Here is a 24,135-nt window from a genome sequence, read left to right as displayed (position 1 = left end):
GGATCTGCTTGTTTGTTTGTTTTGTGTTGTTTTTCTTTAATTTTTAATATGTATTTTGTGTTTTAAGGTGTTTTTATATGAAAATTATCGCTACAATATTTATATTGCCTGTACATTTATCTAAATTAATATGAAAAAACAGCTATTTTATGTATTGTTTGGGCTTTATTTACTCCCAATAAGCTCTTTTGCGCAAAATATAATAAAGGGTAAGGTTGCAACATTGAAAGGAGAAGGAATTATAGTAGCTTCTGTTAAGGAGAAAGGTACAGGAAAGGGTACTGTTACCGATCAGAATGGAGATTTTCAGATTTCAGTTTCTGATAAAGGAACCTTAGTTGTCAGTGCTATTGGATATGAAACCAGAGAAGTAGTAACAACAACCGGACCTTTAACAATTATTTTATCGGAAAGTGCACAAAATCTTGGCGATTTTGTGGTGGTTGGAAGCCGTGGTAAAGGCCGCTCTTCTATTCTTACGTCTGTTCCTGTTGATGTGATCAAGATTAATCAGGTGAACATGCCTACTGCAAAAATGGATTTAACTTCAATTTTAAATGCTGCTTCACCGTCTTTTAATTTTAACAAACAAAGCGGATCAGATGGTGCAGATCAAATAGATTTGGCTACGCTTAGAGGTTTGGGGCCAGATCAGACATTGGTTTTGGTAAATGGCAAACGCCGTCACCAAACAGCCTTTGTAGCAGTATTCGGAACCCGGGGTAGGGGAAATTCAGGAACAGATTTAAATGCGATTCCGGAATCTTCGATAGATCGTGTTGAGATTTTACGCGATGGTGCATCGGCACAATATGGATCGGATGCAATTGCAGGGGTAATTAACTTAATATTGAAAAAGGATGTTGGCGTTTTAAGTGTTAATACAGGGTATTCAGGTTATTATGATCCAAGAAACAACACCCATTATGCTAAAGAACTGGGGCAGTATCGCCAGGGTGGTGCAATTGATGGGAACGCATTTTCTTTAGGTGCCAATTATGGTGTTGCACTGGGTAAGCATGATGGTTTTATTAATTTCTCCGGAAACTTTTTTGCTAATGGAAAAACGTTCAGGCAAAATCTGAATACAGATTTAAGTACCAAAGATGGTTTACCTATTAATACGGTGAGGAGATCTACTGGTGATGGATCGGTAACCTCCGGTGGTTTAATGTATAATATGGAATTGCCAATTGCAAATACAAAAACAGTCATTTATTCATTTGGCGGAGGTAATGTAAAAGCCTCTGATGCTTATGCGTATACCAGAAATTTATCAGAGCGGCCTGAACGTTTTCCTGACGGAGTTGCCGGAAATCCTATTTTACAAACCACAATAGACGGAGAAACTTATTTTGATCCGATCATCCAGACTAAGATCCAGGATTTATCCTTTGCAGCAGGTGTAAAAGGGATCTGGGGTAAAGATTGGAACTGGGATTTAAGCAATACACTGGGACGTAATAATTTCCATTTTTATGGCGATCAAACATTTAATGCTTCTCTTGGTGCCGGTAAAACTCATTTTGATGATGGGGGTTTTTCATTTTTGCAAAATACAGTCAACTTTAATTTAAGTAAGGCAATTCCAACTGTTGCCTCCGGTTTGAATTTGGCTTTTGGCTTAGAGCATAGATATGAAAACTATAAAATTTATGCAGGAGAAAAAGATTCGTATTCTAACTATAACCCAGATAAAGCTACAGGTTCTCAAGGTTTTCCGGGTTATCAGCCAGGCGATGAAGTTAACGCAGGCCGATCTAATGTTGCTGCTTATGTTGATGCAGAATTGGATGCTACCGATAAGTGGCTTATAGGTGTTGCTGTTAGGGCAGAAAATTACAATGATTTTGGCTTCACCAGTAATTACAAATTTGCGACCCGTTATAAATTAACAAACAATTTTAATGTTCGCGGATCAATAAGTACAGGTTTTCGTGCACCATCACTACAACAAATTAATTTCAGCAATACTTTTACAAACGTGCAGGGAGGCAAGGTTTTCGAGGTCAAAATCGCGCCGAACTACAGTCCAATTACAAAAGCAGCCGGAATTCCTGATCTGAAACAAGAAAAATCTGTTAATGCAAGTTTAGGCTTTTCGTGGAAACCAGTTTCTGAAATTACGGTAACCCTCGATGGTTATCGCATTAATATTAAAGACAGGGTGGTATTATCTGGTCAGTTTGATGAAAGTATTCCAGCGTTGAAGCCGATATTAAATCAATTGAATGTATCACAGGCACAATTTTTTGCAAATGCAGTTAACACCACAAATTATGGATTGGATTTAGTTGTAGATTATACTAAGCGCTTTGACAATAAAAGTATTAAGGTCTTATTTACCGGAAACTTAAATCATTTAAATATTGATAAAATTAACATTCCGAATGCTTTAAATGGTTCTTATGAAAATCAGCAGGCATTTTTTAGTGACAGGGAGCAAGCGTATATTAAAGCATCTGCTCCTCCTGTAAAACTGGGCTTAAACTTAGATTATGGGTTTGGTAATTGGATGGTTGGAACGCATTTTCTATACTATGGCAAAATTTCGATTTTAGGTTATGGTTATGCAAACACTTATCCACCATTGGTTGAACTGGATAATGATCCAAGCAAAACGGTTTTAGAACAGTTTAATTATTCAGGCAAAATGGTTACTGATGTTTATGCTTCTTACAAAATCTCGAAAAAAGTGACGGTGTTTTTTGGTGCAGATAACGTATTTAATATTCATCCTGATTATGGTTACGTACAAGGCGCAAAACTTTCTGCCTACGATGGTGAAACAGGTGGTGCATGGGATGCGGTTCAGATGGGTTTTAATGGTCGGAAACTCTTTACCAAATTGGCTTTTAACTTTTAAAAGGAACTGAACATAAGTGATAAAGAGGCTTTTGATCAGTTCAAAAGCCTCTTTTTTTTCTTTTTCCCCCACCAGATCAAAAATCCGGTAGTGGGCAAGGTTGCAATAATTAATGCAGCGATAAATGCGAGTATCTTAGTAGGCCAGCCAAATAAGCCACCATCATGAATATCAAGGTTTGAATTGCGCCATTTTAAACCTAATGGCTTATTCTGATGTAACATTTGATCCGTAAGCGAACCCGTATTTGGATTGAAGTAGAAATAACTTAATCCCCGCCAGGCATCTCCCGAATTAATGATCTGAACGGTAGCCATCATACTTGCTTTTTCGTCTTCAGGATAATTTAGCAGGATCGCTTTGTAATTCCCTTTATTTAATCTGATCAGCGTATTTAAGGCCAGGTTACTGGCTAAGCTATTTTTATGTTCAGCCGGAGATTGTACATATTCTCTTAACAGAACCGGCTTTTTAGCTGTGCCTAATGACTTGTAAATGCCCAGTTCCCACCATTTAAATGACCATACCAGGCCAGTGATAACGATTACCAAGGCAAATGGAATCACATAAAAACCAAACGTACTGTGCAAATCCCAGTTAAGTCGTTTAAACCTTGCATTCCACTTTACTGTTAAGCGTTGTCTGATGTTTTTTAGCTTTTTAGGAAGCCAGATGATAAAGCCTGTAATAATAATCATTAAGAACATGAGGACAGAAGAGCCTACGATAAAACTCCCAATAGGCTTCTTAAATAGCAAATATTGATGAATCAGTCTTACTATACTGAAAAATTCATGTTTAAGATCAATAACCCCGAGAACCTTACCGCTAAACTGATCAATATACACATCTTTACTATACACTACCTGACCAAGATAAAAAATTGATTTAGCCTTTTTATTGGCTTTAGAAGCTGAAAATATATAAGCGTACTGATCTGATTTTACTTCTACACGATTAAATTTTTCATCAGCAGGAAGTGCCTTCTGTGCCTTTTCTTCTAAAATATACAAAGGCAATGGTTTACCCGCTGCCTTTGTATAAACAATATCCTGATGGAAAAAATTAAACAACTCCTCTTCAAAAACATATATACAGCCTGTAAAGGCTACAATAGTAATGATAACACCACTAATCAGGCCAAGCCACAGGTGTATAAAAGCGGCTATTTTTTTAAATTTTTTCAAGATTTTAATTGAAAGTATAACCTAACGTAAATAAATAATTTGATGGTGTACCCGGGAAAAGTCTTAAGTAATCGTACCCGCCAACCCAGTGCACTTTATTCGTAATATTATTCATGTTAAACTGTACTTGTACCTTACCAACATTATAATAAAGTGCAGCATTGAATAAAGTATAGCTTGGAATCGTTTGATTAAAATTCAAAGATAAAATTCTGGAATCTACATAATTTGAACCAGCACCAATGCCTAATCCTTTCAAAATACCATCAGTAAAGTTATATTTCGCCCAAATATTGGCGGTATGATGAGGTGCATTTGGTTTCTGTATACCAACTTCTGATGCAACAGGACTATCTGTAATCATTGCCTGATTATAAGAATAAGAAGCCAATATGCTCAATTGAGGAATAATGCGGCCAATAACATCGAATTCAATCCCTCTTGAACGTTCTTCGCCTACGGAACGTAAAAGATCTGGTTGGCCGGCAATATTTGCAGGATAAAGCACATTGGTTTGTTTAATCTGGTAAATAGCTGCAGAGGCTGTTAAGTGATCATCCAGCCAACTCGTTTTTGCACCAAATTCAATCATATTGCTTTTTAAAGGATCAAATGGTCCGCCAGCATTTGGGTTGGAAATTGCTGAAGCAGTTTGTGGCGTATAACCCATTACGTAAGTTCCGTAAAGGTTAATGTTTGTTGTGGCTGAGTAAACTAAACCAAATCTTGGTAGTAATGCTTTAGAGTGTGCTTTTGCTTCAGTCGGTTTAAGGTAGTTGTCAAAATCTGTATAATATTCATATCGTAAACCCAGCAGGGCCTGTAATTTGCCAAATTTGATATTGTCTTGTACGTAACCAGCATGTAGAAAATAGTAGGTTGGGTCATAAGCAGCCTGGGTAAAAAAGTTTTTACTATCATCCTGCATGCGTTGTGATCCCATTACGTCATTCAGGTTGAAAGATGGTACATTCGGTACCAGCAAATTATTTACCACAAGGAAGCGCTTGATATAATTGGTTGGATCCTTATCGTAGTCTGACTTCACAAAGCTGATCGCGCCAGTATTTGCTGCATTACGATAGTTGTTGGCCGTTAGTTGGGAAGCGCCAACCGGAAGTTTTTCACTGGCAAAATCATATCCGGCTACAATGGTTTGCTCAATTTTTCCAGTTTTTATTTTATAATTAATAAAGCCTGAGAAGTTATCAATATACCTTTTTCGGATACGATTAAAAATTTGCATGGCGATTAGATTATCTACTGGTTTTCCGGTCGCATCTAAAGCATAGGCATTGGCACTTCTGTGCTCATACAAATCTTCGCTGTATCCTGTCTTCATGTAAGAAGCTGTAAAATTGAAGTTATCACTGAAACGGTGATTTAACGAGAGTGCAACATTATAAGTTTTCTCATTCAGCCGATCGTTCCCTGTATTTAGTGAAGTTGATTGTGGCGTAGAATACAAGTTTCCATTTCCAAAAACGGATTGTCCACGATCTAAACGACTTTTTGAATCATTGTAAACCAGGTCGAAATTTAAACTGGTGTTTTTTGAAGGTAAAAACGTGAGTGATGGCGCAATAACTATATTTTTGTCAAATTGTAAATCGCGGAATGAATTGGCATCCTCATAACCAAAGTTTAAGCGATAAAGCAATGTACTATCTTTGTTTGCAGGTCCTGTTACATCGGCAAGTGCACGGAAAGTGTTGTAACTTCCCATAGAAAGGCTTAGTGATTTACGGGTTTCTGCCAAAGGTTTTTTGGTTACGCGGTTAATCACACCACCCGGACTCGCATTGCCATAAAGTGCTGATGAGGGGCCTTTCAATACTTCAACACGCTCCAGGTAATTGGCCAGAGGCTGTTTCCAGAAACCAGTGCTGGTACGCATGCCATTAATTAACTGGGTATTGCTACCGCCATTAATTCTGAAACCACGGATAGTGATGTCATCGTAGAATGTGAACTGATTTACACCACTAAAGTTTTTGACCACTTCACCAACCCGTACAGCACCCTGATCTGCAATCAATTCCTTACTTGCATAAGAAACCGATTGTGGTAAATCTTTTAATAAAATTTCTGATTTACTTCCAATAAATGTGGCGGTATTTTTATAGGTTTTTTCTTTCCTGCCGGTTATTTCAACCTGTTGTAAATCTGATTTTGTGGGAGATAAGCTCACATTCAAAGTGATTTTATCACGATTCAGATTAATATTTCTGCTGGTAGTGATGTAACCAACATAGCTGAATTTAATTGTCGATGTGGTTTTGCTCACAGATAAATTAAAATTTCCCTTTTGATCGGTGATTGTTTTTTCATTTCCATGATCAGCATATACATTAACTCCAGGGATCACTTCACCGGATTCATCGGTTACTTTACCATTAATGGTTACCACTTCCTGGGCCGAGGCAAGGGCATAAATACCCGTAAAAACAATCAGAAATAACAGTTTCTTATAAAGATTAGACATTGAAATTTGTTTGGTTTTTATTTAGACTTATTTTAAATAATGCGCAAATCTAATATATTTCTGAAATGTTACAAAAGGAAAATAAAATAATTGGAGGCTTTTGTGAGTTGGGAAGATGAGTGGTCGGTAAGATATAAGATATCCAAATAGACTATTTCTTGTTTTTTTCTTCAATCCACAAGCTCATGTATTTTGTACTCAGTACCGTGTGATGATTTAATATCTGTCCGAAAAAGTTATTTTGTCGGTGTGTAGTTAGATCTGAAGCTAATCTTTCGATTTCTTTAATGAACTGATCAGCAAAATATTTTGCTGAATATCTTTGGTTAATGATTTGTATACCGTTCTGCTGTGCAACTTGCCAGGCATTTTTATCCTGATAAAGTTTTACAGATTCCTCGATAAAAAGTTCCAGATCATCTTCAGTGCTACCATTCCAATCTAAATCACCTTTCATGGCTTCTGCGCCAACAGATGTAGTTACCGACGGCGTGCCAACCTGCATGGCATCGATAAACTTACCTTTTACACCCGCACCGAATTGAATAGGGGCAAGTAATATTCTGTGTTTGGCAATAGTTTCCCTAGCATCTAAAGCTCTTCCTTTAATTAAGAATTTTTCGCCTTTATTATCTAGTTGCAGCACTTTTTGTGAGGCATAAGATCCGAATATATTCAAATTTGCACCTGGAAGCTTTTTTCTGAGTTTAGGCCAGACTTTGGTTTTTAAGACCTGAACGGTATTCCAGTTGGGTTCATGAAGGAAATTGCCAATGAAAACAAAATCTGCCCGATCTTCAAAGGGAATCCATTTTTCGATCACTTGCTGATTGATTTCTTTTTCCAGAAATGGTAAATAATAAATCAGTGAAGCATCAATTTTGAATTGATTTTTCAGGATATCCATCTCCACTTCCGAAATGATTAAAGATAAATCGCATCTTAAAATTGAAGCAATTTCTCTTTTAGCCGTATCTGAAAGTAAATCTAAAACTTGTTTTTTTTTATCGCTTTGCTGGCGGGCATTTCTCAGGCAATGTAAATCTTCAGTGTCTAAAATCCTTAATGCATTGGGGCATTCCTGTTGAACCCGCCAGCCATATTGTTCCTCAACCATAAAACGGTCGAACATGACAATTTCAGGGTTTAGTGTTTTTAAAAATGAATTAAAGCTTTCATCATTCAGCTTTATTTGCTGCTCAATAACAGGAGTTTGTGTGAAATCATAACTGAAATCGCTTTTTGATGCTGCAGAGGTAAAAGTGATTTCGTAATCTTTGTTCAAAAATAAATCGACCAGTTGAATCATCCGTGTTCCCGCTGCCGATGAAGTGGGTTCGGGCCAGACTAATCCAATAATCAATAATTTTTTTACGCTTCTACTCATTTTCTACAAAATAAGCTCTTTTTTTTTGCTCCCGCAGATAAATGTGATTTTCGTAGATTAAAATCTGGATCTGCGATTATCCACTAAATCTGCTGGATATATAAACGTATCTTAAATATTCCTAATTTTGCAGCTCAATTACACCACCACATGTTAGGATTAAAATTATTGACAGACCCACGTTGGGCAAATATTGCAGAATCGAATTTAGAAGAAATTTTATCTGACCATGCCTGGTGCGAACAAAAAGCGGCAACCAATGCCATTACCTTAATAACTCAAAATTCAGAACATCAGGATCTGGTAGATGAGTTAACAGCGATTGCTATTGAAGAGATGCAGCATTTCCAGATGGTCATTGAAATTATAAAAAAACGGGGTTATACTTTAAGTCGCGAGCGGAAAGATGACTATGTTGGTCGTTTGGTGAAATTCAGTAAAAAAGACGGAAGCCGGAATATGGCTTTTATTGACAGGTTATTGTTTGCTGCAATGATTGAAGCCAGAAGTTGCGAACGTTTCAGGGTACTTTCGTTAAATATTAAAGATCTGGAACTGGCTAAATTTTACCACGAGTTAATGGTTTCGGAAGCCGGGCATTATACCACATTTTTAAATTTTGCACGTAAATACAGTACCGATGTGGATGTAGATAAACGCTGGAAAGAATGGCTGGATTTTGAAGGAGAATTGATTCAAAGTTTCGGAACTAAAGAAGCGATACACGGGTAAATGATGTAAGATGTTTTATGGGAAATGGATGATGGAGGTATTTATCGCTTGATCTTCTGACTTTCGGGCCCCTGACTTTCCGACTTATAAATATTCCACAGCCAAATAACTATATCCTGATAGCTATCGATACCTTTTTTCTGGTTGTTCAGTTTTAAGAAACGATCGAAAGCGGCATCCATATAACCGAACATATCACCATTGTATTTTCTCCAGAATTCTTTTTCAATTTTAAAATCAGCTAAAACCCGAGGTGAAAGTTTTAAATAAAGTAATTTATAGTCCTCTGGTGATTTCATCCGGATTTCGAATAAGATATACCGCAACATTTCATAATTGGCAGAATATTGGTAATTCACGTCAGGACTGTTACTTGCGGTCAGGTAACCTAGAAGATTAGCTTCATCTTCGTAAGCAATACCGAGTTGATGCCCGATTTCGTGGCAGCTTACATAAGGTTTTACAAAGTCAGGCAGATTCATATTCATATTAGCTTCGCCAGAAAGCGGTGCATAATAACCCTCGATGCCGATTTTACTGATGATCCATGAATTTAAAACCGATTTTAAGCAAGGATTGGAATATCTGAATACTGAGTTTTTTTTCTCCATAAATGAGTAAGCAGCTGCAGATTTAGATTCGAGCTCATTAACCGTGTAAGCGGGTACTTCATTTTGCCTCAATTTTAAGGCATTGGTTTTATCAACGAAATAATTGCCGAGAACAACTAATTCTTTAACATTATATTTTTCGTTGCCAATTCCTAACTCTTCGCTAATACTTGGTCGGCTATAATTTAAACCCCATACGATTTTGAAAATAATATAGAGAATTAAGAAAAAGTTTAAAATCTGTAAGGGAACAATAATTCTATCCTGCTTTTTTAGTGATTTTCGCCTTTTGTAAAATCTAACGATTTTATAAAGTACAAAGCCAATAAGTAAAACATATATCATATCTCCAATAGCAAATGGAAACAGAGAAGATACAAACCTCAAGGCTGAAGAAATGGAAGGATAAAAACCTGTTGAATAATATTTTTGGACAAGGGTAGGGATGAAGCCAAAAAGGTAGATCAGCAAAGCAATTATTAAAACTGCAATGAATTTTGAATAGATAGATTTATTTTTTCGCATTTTATATTACCTGCTAAAAATAACGACTATCATCAGGATAACAAATATAAATATCGGTCTTAACAATTATTGCTGGTTTGCTTTTCTTTCGAAACCATCTTTTCTAAGTTCCCAGGAAACCATAACCTCAAAAAACGTTGTTAAGGAACTAAATATAAAATAGAGGTATCGACCATTATTATTTGGTTCGCCATTCATTTATTGATTTTCTTGCTTCATCGATTTTTTGAATTTGTGTTTCAGAAAATACTGGGCTATTTAATAAAAGATCTGAAAATTTTGTGCCATATTTTACAGCAGGCTCTTCAACTTTGTTGTCAGAAATTACATTTCTATTCTTCGCTTTTTCTTTCAACTGAGCAACAAAATCAGAGACCTCCTTCTTCATGTTTGAAGGGAGGGATGAAATGTCCGAAAATAACTGTAAATCTGTCATTGCTAATTTCTTAAGCTAAACAAATATAACAAATCTATCTCACAAATGTCAAACGTTTTCCGATCTGATCGGTCGTGAATTTGCCATTTTGGTAAGCCAAGTTGCCTGATACAAAGGTATGTGTAATACTTGCCTGAAAAGTATCTCCGTCAAACGGACTCCAGCCACATTTATAGAAATTATTCAATTTGGTTACTTTCCATGAATCTTTGAGGTCTACCAGCACTAAATCTGCCCAGTAGCCTTCGCGGATGAACCCACGTTTTTCAATATCGAAACAGATAGCCAGGTTATGAGCCGTTTTTTCGACAATTTTTTCTAAAGAAATTTTACCCTGTAAATGCATTTCTAATAATGCTGGCAAGGCATGCTGTACCAACGGGCCGCCAGATGGAGCTTGAGCGTAAGGCTGCTGCTTTTCTTCCAATGTATGTGGGGCGTGATCTGTGGCAATCACATCAATATAATTTTCAAGAACGCCTTTAAGCACACCTTTTTGATCATCTTCGGTTTTTACAGCAGGATTCCATTTAATGAAATTTCCTTTTGAAGCATAATCTTTATCGTTAAACCAAAGGTGATGTACACAAGCTTCTGCCGTAATTTTTTTATCCTTTAACGGGGTGATATTATCAAATAAGGCTATTTCTTTTGCTGTAGAAATGTGCAGGATATGCAAACGCGTTTGGTAAGTTTTTGCCAGTTCGACCGCTAATGATGATGATTTATAACAAGCCTCTGCACTGCGGATTAAAGGATGCATATCAATCGTGAGGTCATCGCCATATTTGGCTTTAAATTCGGTCATGTTATGGCGGATGGTTGCTTCATCTTCGCAATGCGTAGCTACCAATATTGGCGCTTTACTAAAGATATTTTCTAAGGTTTTTTCATTGTCAACCAACATATTCCCGGTTGATGAACCCATAAAAACCTTAATTCCGCAAACATTTTTAGGATCGGTTTTTAAAACTTCTTCAATATTGTCGTTACTGGCACCCATGTAAAATGAGTAATTGGCCAATGAGGTTTGGGAAGCAATTTCGTATTTATCAGCCAATAAATCCTGAGTTAGGGTATTGGGCACCGTATTGGGCATTTCCATAAAAGAGGTAATCCCTCCGGCTACTGCAGCCATACTTTCAGTAAAAATATCGGCTTTATGGGTTAATCCCGGCTCGCGGAAATGGACCTGATCGTCAATCATCCCTGGTAAAAGGTATTGTCCTTCTGCATTAATTTCCTGGGCATCAGGTGCAGATAAATTTTGACCGATTTTGGCAATTAATCCATCTTTTATCAATACATCAGCAACAATTTTTTGTCCTTCGTTTACAATTGTCGCAGCTTTTATCAGGTAAGTATTCATGGTTTCAAAGGTAGTAATTTAGTGTTAAGTAGCGAGTATCAGGTATCAAGATTTTGATGCTGTGGTAATGGGAAATTATGTTTAATGCTACTGTTTTAGGTTAAATAAACCTGATAGCAGTGGGCACGTAGTGTAACGGAGTAAAACGGATAGCAGGGCTGCTGCGACCGAAAAATTACTGAAATTGCTTTACTCCTGATGTTGAAAAAAAGGAGTTTGGATTCCACATCGGACTGAAAGCTTCTGCCTTATACCTTCAAACCCTCAACCTTAATCACTATCTTTGTGCGCTATGGCAAAATCGTTCGAAGAATTTAAGTTAAACAGGCAAATTTTAAATGCAGTTGCCGATGCAGGTTACACCGTTGCCACGCCGATACAGGAAAAAGCAATCGCTCCAGTGTTATCTGGACAGGATATTTTCGGTATTGCTGAAACTGGTACAGGAAAAACCGCTGCTTTTGTTTTGCCAATTTTAATGCAGTTGAAATATGCTCAGGGCGATCATCCAAGAGCACTGATTTTGTCGCCAACACGCGAACTGGCCATGCAGATTGCAGAACAGGTGAAATTATTTTCTACTTATACCGATTTACGTTCTTTAGTGATTTTCGGCGGAATTGGTCCGAAAACGCAGAAAGAGCAAATTGCAAAGGGCGTTGATATTTTGATTGCTACGCCGGGAAGATTTTTGGATTTGTATTTAGCCGGCGATATTAACACACAGAGTTTGAAATTTTTGGTGTTGGATGAAGCTGATAAAATGATGGATATGGGTTTTATTGGCTCTATCCACCGGATTTTGGAGATTGTTCCACGTAAACGTCAGAATTTGTTGTTCTCGGCAACAATGAGCGACTTGGTCCAGAAAATTGCCGGCGATTTCCTGAATAATCCGCTTGTAATTGAGGCATCTGCACAGGCAACCCCTGCTGCAAATGTAACGCAGACTTTATATTACGTTCCGAATTTCAAAACGAAAATTAACCTATTGCAGCATTTACTGAAAAATGATGAGACTTTTAATCGCCTGATTATTTTCTGTAAAACCAAAACGGTTGCCGATAATATTTTCAGTTTTATTGAACGTAGGTATGGTGCTGAAAATGTTCGTGTAATCCATGCCAACAAAGGACAGAACACCAGGATTAACTCTATAAATAGTTTTAAAGAAGGTAATATCAGGGTACTGGTGGCTACAGATGTAGCGAGTAGGGGTATTGATGTGAGTGATGTGAGTCATGTGATCAATTTCGATGTGCCGATTATTATTGAAGATTATGTACACCGTATTGGCCGTACCGGCAGGGCTTTTGCCAAAGGTGATGCAATTACCCTTGCTACTGATGCCGAAAAGTATTATATCCGCAAGATCGAAAAATTGATTCGCCAATATATTCCTGTGGCCGAAATTCCGGAAGGTGTATTCATTGATGAAACCCCTTACGAAGAGCGCCAGCATATTGCAAAAGAAATCGATATGCAGAAACGTAAGGAAGATCCTGATTTTCAAGGGGCTTTCCACGAGAAAAAACATGCTGCGGCAATAGAAAAAAAGGTGAGGGAGAAAGCCAAAGCAAAGGCTGGTAAACAGGTAAAGAGTTTTAAAAAAGGCAAAAAATTCGATAAGAAAAAGTAATGAACCCGACACAATTAAAATAATTATTAATTTTCTAAATAATTATTTCAATTGTCAAAGGCTCCATCTGACAATTGAAAACAAATAAATAAACACAGATGAACTTTAGGATTACGCCTTTAAATATTGTAAGTGCCATTGGTTTGGGCTTGGTGGTTGTAAATCTCTTTTCGGAAAAAAGTACAGCACCACGTCATGTAAATATGGATGGTTTTTATCTCCTTATATTGGGCTGTTTAATTGTGGTAACCTTTATTACAGATATGATTTTCCGCTTTACTCTAAAGGATATTAAAAGAATTTGGATTGTTGAATTGATTTTTATCGTTATTGCGGCCGTGTTAATGTTAATCTTGCAAAAGGTAGCGTAATTAAACCGTAAAAATATCCCGTCAATGTTAATCATTGTAATCTACTCATCTGTGGAATCAAATTAATTAATCATCTTTGCATCCGTTAAAAATAAACCGATAACCTTTAATCAGTGAATCAATTTATCGGTGTAATCCACTAATCGGTGAAATCAAATTAAAAAATGAAAAAAGCAGAAATAAAAATAACCGTTGAGTTAGATGAAGGCAATAACCCGGATAACATACTTTGGGAAAGCACAGATTCTGGTAATGCTGATAAAGTACCTGCAAAGGCGATGTTTTTATCAGTTTGGGACCACAATTATAAGAATACCCTAAAGATAGATCTTTGGACAAAGGATATGCCTGTTGATGAGATGAAACGTTTCTTCTACGAAACTTTGCAAACCATGGCCGACAGCTTTTTAAAAGCCACAAATGAAACTTTAATTGTTGAAGATTTACGCGATTACTGTGCCCACTTTGCAGATAAGATGGGGATTATTGAAGGGCAGTAGTTTAGTCATTAGTCATTAGTCATTAGTCATTAGTCATTAGTCATTAGTCATTAGTCATTAGTCATTAGTCATTAAAAAATACCAGGTAAGTTAGCGATTAAACCATTAACTTCCATTACAAACAATTACCAATCAGTGGAATCGTTAAAATCAGTGTAATCATTTTTAACTATGTTAGTATTAAATAAATTCAGGGCCTGGTTAGGCATTTTGTTATGCGTTATTGCAGGTTTCTGCCCCATGCTAAAAGTGCCCATTAAAGGCAATTGGAACTTGTATCAATCAGATGCGCGTTTGTTTTTGATTACTTATGCCATTATCGCCATTTCGGTATTGGTTCTATTTATCAGAAAAGTAGGGGCCTTTAGGTTTATGAGTTTTGTAATGGCTATCTGGTATGTTTTAGCTGTAGTTGCTGTTTATTTTACAGCAAACAATTACACTAAATATGGCTTCGCAAATAAACTTATCGGTAAAGTTGTTCATTTCCAATGGGGCTGGATTGTACTTTTGGTAGGTGTTGTATTTATGCTTTTCAGTGTTAAGAGGTCGCAATTAGAGGTAAAACCTTCGCTCATTTAATAGAATAGTTTAGGGAATAGCTGGTAGCCGTGATTTTATTGGCCACCAGCTTTAAGAAGGAGCATCTGGAGGTGAATAAGTAATAAAATCTTTATAGTAACGGCAAGTTTAGAAATTTTTAACGATTACTTTAAAAACTTGCCCCTTTTCTCCATCTTGACCATCTAATCCATTGCCTAATGTTCTCGGCTCTGGGTAATTACCATCGTCAGCATCAACTCCTCGGCCACACCACCCATTTTTGCCTCCCCCTCTGCCTCCATATCCGGGTTTTCCTGCTTTGCCACCATTTCCGCCTATTCCACCATTTCCTCCCCTTATATAAAATTTTGTAGTGTTAACTAAAACCTCTGTATAGGTATCAACAGATATGAAGTAAATAGAAGAACCATTGCTGCCATTGCCACCTTGACCACCTTTGCCACCTTGTCCAGAATTTGCACCACCACCACCATTGCCAGCACCTTCTTTACAATCAAATAAGCTATCTGCACCTTCTTTACCATTTGAACCATTTCCGCCATTCCCTCCACTTCCTCCATTTCCGCCGTCGCCTCCGCTTATTCCGTCAAAATCTAAAACTATTCTAGAATCTTCAATATTTTGTTGGGTATCAATACAAACCATTTCCTTTGTTATAATATATAGATTTGGATTATTTAGGCTATCACCCTGTTCACCTATAAGACCGCTTTGGCCTACAGAACCTGGTTGGCCTTGTCTATCGATTTCACCCACACCATTTACACCATTGATTCCTCCAATTCCATCTTTCCCCTTTCTCCCTTCAATGGTTTGATCAAGTTCGATCCTAATCGGAAAATTATTGTCTTTTAATTTAAGTTTGTCACAATATATTATCCAAAAGGGCACATTAATGTTTGTGAAAGTCAAAGTAGCGTTAGGCTGAAAAATAATTTCGTTCGCTTTTAAAATCTGTCCATTAAAGATTTCTCCAATATTTACTGGAAAGATGCTGTTTATAATAGCAGTATCGTTAATTAAAGTCATTACCTCTGTTGGCAATGCTTCATTGAGATTATCAAATGTTAATTCTTGTATGTTCATTTGGTCGATTTGTTTTTTCGCCTACTTTGTAATGCGGTGTTCGGCGCGTCCGTTTATTATTGGATTATATTTTTTAAAATGGCTCGTCGCTTATTAATACGATCCATGTTGGTATTTTAGATGTTGTAGCTATGCCGATGCGCAAATCTGAATACTCATAAATAATTGCCATCCGGCCACGGGTTGCACTGGCAAAATAACTATTCGCAATATCGATTTCGTAATACCTAGCAACGGCATCGGCTTCATTTATTTTATTGGTATTAAAAAAAGCTATTTTACCATAATAGGGTTTTGCATAGCCCGGTTTGGTGATGGTAATGGCATAGTTTTTAATTTTTTGCTTTTTAAATATTTTTAATGCTGTTTTTATATTGGTGGAATTGATTGTAGTTTTTGAAATCTGACCTTTGTTTGGCTCAATATTTAATTCGGCCAGCGTGAAAAATTGATTAGGCTTTACAACTGCATTTTTTTTGGTAAATTGTATATTAAAATCTCCATCTATTTTACCCCGGTTAATTGGTACTTTTAAGGATGTGCCACAAGAACTGATAATTGTGAGGCCCATCACCGCAGTACACATAGGAAATATTAGTTTTTTCATAATTGTATAATTTTAAAATGTTTGTTTGAAAAATATTTGCCTTGATAATATATCTTCGCATTGGTAATTTTTACTTTTTCCCTGGTATACAATAATATTTTTCCTCTTTTAGAACAGCTGCACCTGGTACCCTCCATTATATTACCATCTGCATTACGGTTATTAATGTCGCCATTGGTATCTCTATCATTTTCATTGCCATCTTTATCTCTATTGTTTTTATCCCCGTTTTTATTTATTTTGTTTCCTTTTCCTTTCGTTCTGCGGTCGGCAATTTCTCCACCACTTTTTCTGCTCCCAGCAGCGCCATCATTCAAACGGCTGTTATTGTCTCCATCATCGTCCCTGTCGTTTCCATCGCCGTCTAATAATCGGCAAATGCAGTCGCCACCTATGCTATACACTTTATTTCCTGCAATAAACAAGGTTTTGTGCGTGGTATCTGCAATTGTTTTTATTTCGGCATCGTTGTTTGCTAAACCGATATAACTGAATGTTCTATCTTGGCAATACCCAGCAGAGTAACACAACATGGATATTAATAATGTTAATATTTTCTTCATATCGTTTTTCGATTGATTTATGCTTTTGTAGTTATCCATAATCTCTCTTCAGTCATTCTAAACCATGAATTTTTCGTAAGTTTTAATTTACATATCAAATTTAAGTTTCCATTTTTCTTTGGGGCTGGCAATTGAGTGAAGTATCTTCTTTTTGCTGTGAGCTGTAGGTAATAAGGTGTGTAGTGAAAAAATAAAGCGGAAACCTGAACGAAATTTTGAGTATTTTAAGCTACGCTAAACAAAAAACAACATACTTCGCATTGGTAAACCTGTATCTCACACATTTTTAAGCTTTTTTGCTCCTTTTCTAATTATCTTTAGTAACACCTTTTTTGGTTTCACTAGAATGGTTATAAAAAGCAAATTTTTTAAGTGTTTAATGCTTTTAGACTTTGTCTTAATGGGCAACAGTCTTAATGCGATTGCGCAAGAGAATATTAAGCCAATAAATATCACTCAGCAAAGCAAAAATGTTAGTCTTTTAAACCAGGCATATTATACGCTATCGAAAAAAAACAATAAAACTTATGCCCAACTCCAGGAACTAGATTGGCACTTTTTGGACAGTAACATAGCAGCACAAAAAGAGTTTCCAGATACGGTTTTACAATATTGGATCAATTTTAGTATTCGCAGTACTTTTGATAGGGATACCAGCTTACTGTTTAAATTAGACAGTAAAATGCAACAAACTCAATTGTATGAGCGTGTAGGAAATCGATTGGTACTGGTTGGGCAAACGGGTTTTGGTATTAAAATTTCAAATCTCTCGATAGCTACTGATTATTGGCGGATACATTTGCCCGTAAAGCAAAAAGAAACACAATATTTTTATGTGCTCATTCAAAAATACCTATACAACATTGTTCCGCAATATCCGCAAATAGAAACCTATGATACCGCCTACAGGGAAAAGAACAGAGAACTGGTTTTGTTTCCGTTAAGTTTTAGACATGTTAAATTGTGGGTTGCAGGGTTTTATTTCGCCGTTTTTATTTATTGTTGTTTAAAATATTTTCTTCAGCGGAGAGATAGAGCGTATCTGTATTATGCGTTAGCATCATTATGTATGTTTTTTAGGTATTCGTTACAGGTAGATGCCATTCTTTTAGAAGTAAATTGGCTACCGATAAATAATGATTTTATATTTCTACTCTCTTTTATTCCCCAAACTTTTTTTTATATTCTTTTTTTGGGCGAATTTTTACAGGTTAAAAACAACAGATACCTTAACTTATTTTTAAAATTTTGTTTATGGCAATGGGTTTTAATGATCGTAGTTATGATTGTACATTATTTACGGCCCGAACTTAGCCCGATTACAAAAATATTTTGGATTTATAATTCTTTGCCATTTTTTATCCTTACTGTTTTGCTCAGTTATTATGCCCGGCCAAAACCAAACAAAGGCTATTTGCGGTTTGCATTTACAGGCTTGGCCGCCATATCATTTGCGTTATTATTTGTTTTGGCGCCTAAATGGCTGGATATCTATAACCATTTGCCAAGTTGGTACTACGCCATTAACAATTACGTAGATTTAGTAACACTGGCTTTTGCAATAGATGCCGTTTTGTTTTTAACAGCGTTGGCATACAGAGACCGCCTTGACGAGCTGGAACGCATTGATTTAAAAATTAAAAATGCGGAGAACGAACATAAGATTTTAAGGTTGCAAATGAATCCGCATTTTATTTTTAACTGTTTAAATTCAATAAATTTATATATCGAACAGAATAACAGTGTATTAGCGTCTGATTATCTGAGCAAATTCTCTCAGTTAATGCGCTTATCCCTGTCGCACTCGAGGAAAGATAAAATCGTATTATCAGAAGAAATCAAAACCATAAAGTTGTACCTGGAAATGGAAACCATGCGTTTTAAAGGTAAACTGAAATATATTTTCGATATTGATAATAATGTTGACGCAGATTTTATAGAAATACCACCGATGCTGGTGCAACCCTATATCGAAAATGCCATTTGGCATGGCCTGATGCATAAAAATGTTGGTGGTGAAATCCTGATTAAAATTTCTCAGGATTTTACACAGCAGACTTTACTCGTAATCATTGAGGACGATGGAATAGGGAGGTTAAAAGCATCGGAGCTGAATAGTAAGGCGGCCGAAAAAGAAAAATCTTATGGAACATTGATTACAGGAGAGCGTATTGCTAATTTTAATAAGGAATTTAATACCAATACACAGATCCATATAGAAGATCTTTACGGTGCAGATAATGAGGCCAAAGGAACCAGGGTTTTAATCAGTATCCATTTAATTTAAAAACAACCTAATGTATCATCAATAAAAATAAATAAAATCTAAAATATGAAAGCGCTCAATATTGTAATTATAGATGATGAAGAAGATAGTATAAGTTTACTGCGTATACAGTTGAAAAAGCATTGCGGACAAGTTGGAGCTATTTATTCGTTTAACAGCCCGATTAAAGCATTACAGGAGATCGAAAGCTTAAATCCGGATTTGGTTTTTTTGGATATTGAGATGCCAGAACTAAATGGCTTTCAGCTTTTGGAGAAATTAATGCCAATCAGTTTCAAAGTGGTTTTTACCACAGCTTATAATGAGTTTGCCATCAAGGCCTTTAGGTTCAGTGCCTTAGATTATCTGGTTAAGCCTGTTGATATAAAGGATCTTGTTGAAGCCGTTAACAAGGCCGTAATTAGAAATAATTTTTCTGATAAACAACTCAATCATTTTCATCGGCAGATGAATATGGAACGTGTAAACAAAATTGCTGTAAGTTCACTTTCGGGGATTGTTTTTATCAATGTAGACGATATTCTGTATGTTGAAGCTAGTAGCAATTACTCTATTTTAGTTTTACTGAATGGAGAGAAGGTGATTATTTCAAAAACGCTAAAAGATGTGCAGGAAATATTGGAGGACAGAAATTTCTTCAGGATACACCGCCAGTATATTATCAATTTAAACAAAGTGAAGTTTTTTAACAAGAATGATTGTTTGCTTACATTGGAAAATAACAAACAGTTACAGGTAGCAAGGATACAGAAAGATAAACTGATAGAGAAATTTGGAGCTGTATAAGGGTTAACTGTTAAATCAGTTAACTGTTGCATAACGCTAAACCAGTTCGTTTTCCTTTGCGGTTGTCATCCTGAGGGGTAATTTATTGTATAAAATCAATATGAATGACAGATTTTTAGTGGATTATAGGCTGCGAGGAATCGTCATTCCCAACTTGATTGGGAATCGTAATGCAAGCGCTTTAAGATTCCCGCCTGCGCGAGAATGACGGCCGTACTGATAGATTCTGTCTATGGTAGCGGAGTTGAAGGATTGCTTCATTAACTATTGCTAATAATCGTTTAAATCAGTTAACTGCAAACTTGCAATTGCAAACTGTTAACTGCCACTTGAATGCTGCTGCGAGGTTAATTTAGCTACATCATACCCTTTAGCTTTGCATCTGGCCACAATTTCATCATGGGTTTTCTTCGGCATCGTCTGATTGCGGCTCATGATGAACAAAAACTTATGTTCGGGATGCCCCACCACTACATAAGAATAATCGTCTGCAAGTTCGATAATCCAGTAATCGACTTTTATCGGCCAGATAAATTGTGCTTGTAACTCCCCTTTATCGCCATCTTCTGATGGAAACATTTTTGAAGTTCTGGAGTAGACCTTATCATCTCCGGGTTTTTTATAAGTGGTGAGCACATTGAAATAACCATCCTTATTCAAACTATATCTGGTGGTTGTTTCACGACTCCCTTTATCAAAAATGGTCGGAATAGAATATAATGAGTACCATGTTCCGGCATATTTTTTTAAATCCAATTTGGCCACTGGAATATTTTTTTCCATCGGCGGGTAAGTGAAGAGAACAAGCAGGAGGGAACAGAGTGTTTTCATAAAATCATAGGTTTGATATGACTTACGAAATTGGCTTAATCTTGGTTTTGAGGATCTTAATCTGCAATAAAATAATCATCGGTATCTTCTTCCAATGGAATATAGATCCTTTCCCATTCATTGCCATCTGTAACTTCCCAGGTATGTCCTTCTCCGGCAGTATCATTGGCAATAAGGATAATCCCGGGTTCAATCATAAAAGTTTCGCCATTGCTTACTGTAAACTGGAGTTTACCCTTAAGTGTAATTACATATTGCCTCCTCGGTGCAGGGTGGGGGATTTTCTCTAAAGTTGATACATCAGTTTGGGCGAAAAAATAGTTCGCATTAATATGTTGGCGGATCGGTATTTTACCCTTTTCAAAAGCGCATTTGTCGCCCTCAATATTGATTAATCGCATTGCTTTTAAGTAGTTGTTTGGAGTTCCGGCTTGATCGTTATTCATCTGCTAAAATTATGGTTTTAAAATTTTAATTCTGTTTGTCCTTTTTTGGCAACCTCACGTTCATGTTGTAGCAGCCACTGTTTACGCCACAATCCACCGGCATAACCAACCAGTTTGCCGTTACTGCCAATTACCCTATGGCATGGTACTACAATGGCAATATTGTTTTTTCCATTTGCTGCAGCAATAGCCCTGATCGCTAATGGATTGTGTGCAGAAAATTTAGCGTATGAGGTGGTTTCGCCAAAAGGAATGGTTAATAAATTTTGCCAAACCTCCTGTTGAAAACCGGTTCCTTTCTGTTTCATCGGGAAATCGAAATCCCGAAGCTTTCCATTAAAATATGCTTTTAATTGGTTGGCAACTTTTATGGTGAGTTCGTTTTCTATCAAATCAGCAATATCCTTTTCTTCAAAAGTAACGGCATGCACAAAATCCTCATCAGCCAAGATGCTTAATCTGCCAATAGGCGTTTCTATAACTGATGCGTAGTTCATATTTCTATTTAACCACAGATTTACACAGATGAACACAGATTTTTGTGCATATTGTTTTTCTTAGTGTTTTCTGTGTCTACTTGTCTAATTAAATTTTAAATACCTTTACCCTCGTTTATGCTACTTCGAAAGAATAGCATCTGTGTTTAATGGTCTTTCTCCGTGTTTTCTCTGCCTCCGTGGCCAATTAATTTTAAATGCCTGTAATCCCGAGTATACTGCTTTGAAAATACCATCTGTGTTTATCCTTTTATCTGTGGTTAAATCTTTCTCTGCGTTCCCGTGGCTAAATGAGTTTCCAAACAAAATTACAACAATACAACAATTTAAGCATGCAATATTTATCAATAAAAGTATCTTTGCGGTTATGCAATTGGCCAAAGAGGTTAAATATTTAATTCACAAGGAAGTATTGTTAGAGTGGCGCTCCAAATATACCATTAACGGCGTACTGCTCTATGTGGTTTCTACTATTTTTACCTGTTACCTGTCGTTTGTAAGCCTTGGCGATAAATTAACCTGGAACGCGCTTTTCTGGATTATCATGCTTTTTGCCTCTATAAATGGCGTTTCAAAGAGCTTTTTACAGGAAACCAAGGGGCAACAACTCTACAGTTATATTTTGGCAAGTCCGGCTGCGGTTTTGATTTCTAAAACAGTTTATAATACCCTTTTGATGTTGGTGCTTACCACTATAGCATTGGGCTTTTATACTTTGGTTTTCGATTCCTTTACGCCGCCCGATATGCTATTGTATTACGTGGCCGTGGTATTGGGTAGTATGAGTTTCTCTACCGTGTTTACCATGGTTTCGGCCATTGCAAGTAAGGCTGGTAATGGTGGTATGTTAATGGCGATATTAAGTTTTCCGATCATTATTCCGGTATTGATCCTTTTGATAAAACTGGCTAAAAATGCGGTCGACGGCTTGCCATGGGAGAATAGTTACGATGAAATTGCGATGTTGCTGGTGGTGAATGTGCTGATGGTGGCAACCTCTTTATTGTTATTTCCTTACCTTTGGAGGGATTAAATATGGAAGATGGAAAACGGATGATGGAATCTACATTCAATACTCAATCATTCAATAATTAAATATAAATATGCATAAAATTTGGTGGAAAATTTTAGGTTCAGTTCTGGTAATTTATACTGCGATTGCAGGATTGTTACTGGGTGTACCTCATTTGGCTATTTTAAACGAAACGATCCGCAACCTGTATTTCCATGTTCCGATGTGGTTTGCCATGATTGTACTTTTTTCGATCTCAGTTTTCTATAGTGTAAAGTCACTGAGTAGCAAGAGTGAAATCGACGATATTAAGGCTGTGGAGAGTGTAAATGCCGGGATTGTTTTTGGCCTTTTGGGTTTGGTTACCGGTGCCATATGGGCTAAATATACCTGGGGACAGTTTTGGAGTTTCGATCCTAAACAAAATTTTGCCGCTATTTCTGTTTTACTCTATTTTGCTTACTTAATTCTCCGGAATGCAATTGATGAAGAACAGAAAAGGGCTAAGATTTCGGCCATTTACAATATTTTTGCCTTCCCAATGATGGTGGTATTACTTTTTGTTTTGCCACGTTTAAAAGATTCATTACACCCGGGCAACGGTGGCAATCCTGGTTTTAACAGTTACGATTTGGATAGCCGTATGCGCATGGTGTTCTATCCTGCATGTTTAGGCTGGATATTGATCGGTTACTGGGTGTACACTATCCGTTTCAGAATTCGCAATATTGAAAACAAACAACAACATAACTAAATGAAGAAGATATTTTTCTCCCTGATATTAATGATGGTCACTATGCAGTTATTTGCACAAGATAATGGCGTGGAAATGGCTGATAGCCTTCGCAGCAATGGAAAGATATATGTTGTGGTAATTTGTATCGTAATTATACTGGTTGGCCTCTTGGCCTATCTTTTCTCGATCGATAAAAGATTGAAGAAAATCGAAAAAGAAAACCACATCAATAAATAAGACGGTCATAATTACAACCGTCCAGATTAATTTTTAACGGAGATCAAAATTATATTGATCTCCTTTTTTATGTCTTATTTCTGATGCAAAATTTATGATATTCGTAATTTTAAGGGTGTTTCGGTTTGTTGATTAATTAGTTTAGCAATAAAATAGCCTTGTGGATATTTTTTTTGTAATTTTTTTTCGTCTAAATAATCAATAAAAAAACCTATGAAAATAGTCGTTTTAATCGGCTTGAGGTATCAATATATCCTTGTTTAAACCTATTTAAATATTGTTTTTGAACAGTTTTGTATAAACGGTATAAAACCTGTTTTAAAGCCTGGATAGGGTGGTGTTAGCTATACACTAAGTATTTTTGCATTTGGATAT

General features: G+C 36.5%; 23 protein-coding genes. 11 read left to right on the top strand and 12 right to left on the bottom strand.

Features of this window, described 5'->3' with window-relative positions; genetic code table 11:
• Window positions 1–130: 130 nt before the first annotated feature.
• A complete protein-coding gene (locus tag IM793_RS14840) occupies window positions 131–2,866 on the top strand; it encodes a TonB-dependent receptor (protein WP_193422619.1) in 2,736 nt (911 codons plus the stop codon).
• A gap of 35 nt (window positions 2,867–2,901) precedes the next feature.
• Here the strand turns inward: IM793_RS14840 and IM793_RS14835 are convergent, their stop codons facing one another.
• From IM793_RS14835 to IM793_RS14825, 3 genes are all read right to left on the bottom strand, one after another.
• A complete protein-coding gene (locus IM793_RS14835; protein ID WP_193422617.1) occupies window positions 2,902–4,053 on the bottom strand; it encodes a PepSY domain-containing protein in 1,152 nt (383 codons plus the stop codon).
• Between the two features lie 4 nt (window positions 4,054–4,057).
• Window positions 4,058–6,538, bottom strand: coding sequence for a TonB-dependent receptor (locus IM793_RS14830; RefSeq protein ID WP_193422615.1), 2,481 nt, complete (start codon window positions 6,536–6,538; stop codon window positions 4,058–4,060).
• 151 nt (window positions 6,539–6,689) lie between these two features.
• Window positions 6,690–7,925 carry a glycosyltransferase gene (locus IM793_RS14825; RefSeq protein WP_193422613.1) on the bottom strand — a complete coding sequence of 412 codons (1,236 nt, stop codon included), beginning with the start codon at window positions 7,923–7,925 and terminating at the stop codon, window positions 6,690–6,692.
• Window positions 7,926–8,075: 150 nt separating this feature from the next.
• On the opposite strand from IM793_RS14825, the gene IM793_RS14820 reads away from it, so the two are divergent.
• Complete coding sequence (locus tag IM793_RS14820) at window positions 8,076–8,657, top strand: tRNA-(ms[2]io[6]A)-hydroxylase (protein WP_193422611.1); 582 nt, start codon at window positions 8,076–8,078, stop codon at window positions 8,655–8,657.
• Between the two features lie 41 nt (window positions 8,658–8,698).
• Here the strand turns inward: IM793_RS14820 and IM793_RS14815 are convergent, their stop codons facing one another.
• From IM793_RS14815 to IM793_RS14805, 3 genes are all read right to left on the bottom strand, one after another.
• Entirely contained in the window at window positions 8,699–9,793 is a 1,095-nt protein-coding gene (locus tag IM793_RS14815; protein WP_193422609.1) for a DUF3810 domain-containing protein, read from the bottom strand.
• Between the two features lie 178 nt (window positions 9,794–9,971).
• The gene (locus tag IM793_RS14810; RefSeq protein ID WP_193422607.1) at window positions 9,972–10,181 is read right to left on the bottom strand and encodes a hypothetical protein; all 210 of its coding nucleotides are present in this window, start codon (window positions 10,179–10,181) and stop codon (window positions 9,972–9,974) included.
• Between the two features lie 82 nt (window positions 10,182–10,263).
• Window positions 10,264–11,598, bottom strand: a complete 1,335-nt coding sequence (locus IM793_RS14805) for a dihydroorotase (RefSeq protein ID WP_193422605.1) — start codon at window positions 11,596–11,598, stop codon at window positions 10,264–10,266.
• A gap of 292 nt (window positions 11,599–11,890) precedes the next feature.
• Here IM793_RS14805 and IM793_RS14800 point away from each other — a divergent pair, with 292 nt between their 5' ends.
• From IM793_RS14800 to IM793_RS14785, 4 genes are all read left to right on the top strand, one after another.
• Window positions 11,891–13,237, top strand: coding sequence for a DEAD/DEAH box helicase (locus IM793_RS14800; RefSeq protein WP_193422603.1), 1,347 nt, complete (start codon window positions 11,891–11,893; stop codon window positions 13,235–13,237).
• A gap of 98 nt (window positions 13,238–13,335) precedes the next feature.
• A complete protein-coding gene (locus tag IM793_RS14795; RefSeq protein ID WP_193422601.1) occupies window positions 13,336–13,608 on the top strand; it encodes a hypothetical protein in 273 nt (90 codons plus the stop codon).
• A 164-nt stretch (window positions 13,609–13,772) separates the two neighbouring features.
• Entirely contained in the window at window positions 13,773–14,108 is a 336-nt protein-coding gene (gene gldC, locus IM793_RS14790; protein ID WP_121282622.1) for a gliding motility protein GldC, read from the top strand.
• Between the two features lie 171 nt (window positions 14,109–14,279).
• On the top strand, window positions 14,280–14,690 hold the full coding sequence (locus IM793_RS14785; RefSeq protein WP_193422599.1) for a hypothetical protein: 411 nt from the start codon (window positions 14,280–14,282) through the stop codon (window positions 14,688–14,690).
• 108 nt (window positions 14,691–14,798) lie between these two features.
• Here the strand turns inward: IM793_RS14785 and IM793_RS14780 are convergent, their stop codons facing one another.
• The 3 genes from IM793_RS14780 to IM793_RS14770 all read right to left on the bottom strand — a co-directional run bounded on the left by IM793_RS14780 (window position 14,799) and on the right by IM793_RS14770 (window position 16,928).
• Window positions 14,799–15,758, bottom strand: coding sequence for a hypothetical protein (locus IM793_RS14780; protein ID WP_193422596.1), 960 nt, complete (start codon window positions 15,756–15,758; stop codon window positions 14,799–14,801).
• 73 nt (window positions 15,759–15,831) lie between these two features.
• Window positions 15,832–16,365, bottom strand: a complete 534-nt coding sequence (locus IM793_RS14775) for a hypothetical protein (RefSeq protein WP_193422594.1) — start codon at window positions 16,363–16,365, stop codon at window positions 15,832–15,834.
• Window positions 16,362–16,928 (bottom strand): hypothetical protein, encoded by a 567-nt coding sequence (locus IM793_RS14770; protein WP_193422592.1) that lies wholly within the window; start codon window positions 16,926–16,928, stop codon window positions 16,362–16,364. The genes IM793_RS14775 and IM793_RS14770 overlap by 4 nt, the downstream gene beginning before the upstream one ends.
• A 400-nt stretch (window positions 16,929–17,328) precedes the next feature.
• Between IM793_RS14770 and IM793_RS14765 the strand changes: the two genes are divergently transcribed.
• Window positions 17,329–19,215, top strand: coding sequence for a sensor histidine kinase (locus IM793_RS14765; RefSeq protein ID WP_193422590.1), 1,887 nt, complete (start codon window positions 17,329–17,331; stop codon window positions 19,213–19,215).
• Window positions 19,216–19,260: 45 nt separating this feature from the next.
• Window positions 19,261–20,001 carry a LytTR family DNA-binding domain-containing protein gene (locus IM793_RS14760; RefSeq protein WP_193422588.1) on the top strand — a complete coding sequence of 247 codons (741 nt, stop codon included), beginning with the start codon at window positions 19,261–19,263 and terminating at the stop codon, window positions 19,999–20,001.
• Between the two features lie 318 nt (window positions 20,002–20,319).
• Here IM793_RS14760 and IM793_RS14755 read toward each other — a convergent pair whose 3' ends face one another.
• From IM793_RS14755 to IM793_RS14745, 3 genes are read right to left on the bottom strand one after another with little or no spacing between them, the layout of a single operon-like run.
• Window positions 20,320–20,832: a lipocalin family protein gene (locus IM793_RS14755; protein WP_193422586.1), complete on the bottom strand. Its 513-nt coding sequence runs from the start codon at window positions 20,830–20,832 to the stop codon at window positions 20,320–20,322.
• A 56-nt stretch (window positions 20,833–20,888) separates the two neighbouring features.
• A complete protein-coding gene (locus IM793_RS14750; protein WP_193422584.1) occupies window positions 20,889–21,278 on the bottom strand; it encodes a hypothetical protein in 390 nt (129 codons plus the stop codon).
• 17 nt (window positions 21,279–21,295) lie between these two features.
• A complete protein-coding gene (locus IM793_RS14745) occupies window positions 21,296–21,775 on the bottom strand; it encodes a methylated-DNA--[protein]-cysteine S-methyltransferase (RefSeq protein ID WP_193422582.1) in 480 nt (159 codons plus the stop codon).
• 367 nt (window positions 21,776–22,142) lie between these two features.
• Between IM793_RS14745 and IM793_RS14740 the strand changes: the two genes are divergently transcribed.
• The 3 genes from IM793_RS14740 to IM793_RS14730 all read left to right on the top strand — a co-directional run bounded on the left by IM793_RS14740 (window position 22,143) and on the right by IM793_RS14730 (window position 23,760).
• On the top strand, window positions 22,143–22,808 hold the full coding sequence (locus tag IM793_RS14740) for a heme exporter protein CcmB (protein ID WP_121282627.1): 666 nt from the start codon (window positions 22,143–22,145) through the stop codon (window positions 22,806–22,808).
• A gap of 70 nt (window positions 22,809–22,878) precedes the next feature.
• The gene (ccsA, locus tag IM793_RS14735) at window positions 22,879–23,541 is read left to right on the top strand and encodes a cytochrome c biogenesis protein CcsA (RefSeq protein ID WP_193422580.1); all 663 of its coding nucleotides are present in this window, start codon (window positions 22,879–22,881) and stop codon (window positions 23,539–23,541) included.
• Window positions 23,542–23,760: a CcmD family protein gene (locus IM793_RS14730; RefSeq protein ID WP_193422578.1), complete on the top strand. Its 219-nt coding sequence runs from the start codon at window positions 23,542–23,544 to the stop codon at window positions 23,758–23,760.
• The last annotated feature ends 375 nt before the right edge of the window (window positions 23,761–24,135 follow it).

It is taken from the genome of Pedobacter sp. MR2016-19 (assembly GCF_014947265.1).
GTDB lineage: Bacteria > Bacteroidota > Bacteroidia > Sphingobacteriales > Sphingobacteriaceae > Pedobacter.
The sequence above is the reverse complement of the archived record's forward strand: the minus strand, read 5'-3'. Positions and strand labels throughout refer to the sequence as shown.

Excerpts from the sequence above, each read along its gene's own strand:
- IM793_RS14805 (WP_193422605.1), bottom strand. The coding sequence starts at position 11,598 with ATGAATACTTACCTGATAAAAGCTGCGACAATTGTAAACGAAGGACAA.
- IM793_RS14810 (WP_193422607.1), bottom strand. The coding sequence starts at position 10,181 with ATGAAGAAGGAGGTCTCTGATTTTGTTGCTCAGTTGAAAGAAAAAGCG.
- IM793_RS14800 (WP_193422603.1), top strand. The coding sequence starts at position 11,891 with ATGGCAAAATCGTTCGAAGAATTTAAGTTAAACAGGCAAATTTTAAAT.
- gldC (WP_121282622.1), top strand. The coding sequence starts at position 13,773 with ATGAAAAAAGCAGAAATAAAAATAACCGTTGAGTTAGATGAAGGCAAT.
- IM793_RS14770 (WP_193422592.1), bottom strand. The coding sequence starts at position 16,928 with ATGAAGAAAATATTAACATTATTAATATCCATGTTGTGTTACTCTGCT.
- IM793_RS14740 (WP_121282627.1), top strand. The coding sequence starts at position 22,143 with ATGCAATTGGCCAAAGAGGTTAAATATTTAATTCACAAGGAAGTATTG.
- IM793_RS14745 (WP_193422582.1), bottom strand. The coding sequence starts at position 21,775 with ATGAACTACGCATCAGTTATAGAAACGCCTATTGGCAGATTAAGCATC.
- IM793_RS14750 (WP_193422584.1), bottom strand. The coding sequence starts at position 21,278 with ATGAATAACGATCAAGCCGGAACTCCAAACAACTACTTAAAAGCAATG.
- IM793_RS14780 (WP_193422596.1), bottom strand. The coding sequence starts at position 15,758 with ATGAACATACAAGAATTAACATTTGATAATCTCAATGAAGCATTGCCA.
- IM793_RS14795 (WP_193422601.1), top strand. The coding sequence starts at position 13,336 with ATGAACTTTAGGATTACGCCTTTAAATATTGTAAGTGCCATTGGTTTG.
- IM793_RS14830 (WP_193422615.1), bottom strand. The coding sequence starts at position 6,538 with ATGTCTAATCTTTATAAGAAACTGTTATTTCTGATTGTTTTTACGGGT.
- IM793_RS14815 (WP_193422609.1), bottom strand. The coding sequence starts at position 9,793 with ATGCGAAAAAATAAATCTATCTATTCAAAATTCATTGCAGTTTTAATA.
- IM793_RS14840 (WP_193422619.1), top strand. The coding sequence starts at position 131 with ATGAAAAAACAGCTATTTTATGTATTGTTTGGGCTTTATTTACTCCCA.
- IM793_RS14730 (WP_193422578.1), top strand. The coding sequence starts at position 23,542 with ATGAAGAAGATATTTTTCTCCCTGATATTAATGATGGTCACTATGCAG.
- IM793_RS14785 (WP_193422599.1), top strand. The coding sequence starts at position 14,280 with ATGTTAGTATTAAATAAATTCAGGGCCTGGTTAGGCATTTTGTTATGC.
- IM793_RS14820 (WP_193422611.1), top strand. The coding sequence starts at position 8,076 with ATGTTAGGATTAAAATTATTGACAGACCCACGTTGGGCAAATATTGCA.
- IM793_RS14765 (WP_193422590.1), top strand. The coding sequence starts at position 17,329 with ATGGGCAACAGTCTTAATGCGATTGCGCAAGAGAATATTAAGCCAATA.
- IM793_RS14760 (WP_193422588.1), top strand. The coding sequence starts at position 19,261 with ATGAAAGCGCTCAATATTGTAATTATAGATGATGAAGAAGATAGTATA.
- ccsA (WP_193422580.1), top strand. The coding sequence starts at position 22,879 with ATGCATAAAATTTGGTGGAAAATTTTAGGTTCAGTTCTGGTAATTTAT.
- IM793_RS14825 (WP_193422613.1), bottom strand. The coding sequence starts at position 7,925 with ATGAGTAGAAGCGTAAAAAAATTATTGATTATTGGATTAGTCTGGCCC.
- IM793_RS14775 (WP_193422594.1), bottom strand. The coding sequence starts at position 16,365 with ATGAAAAAACTAATATTTCCTATGTGTACTGCGGTGATGGGCCTCACA.
- IM793_RS14755 (WP_193422586.1), bottom strand. The coding sequence starts at position 20,832 with ATGAAAACACTCTGTTCCCTCCTGCTTGTTCTCTTCACTTACCCGCCG.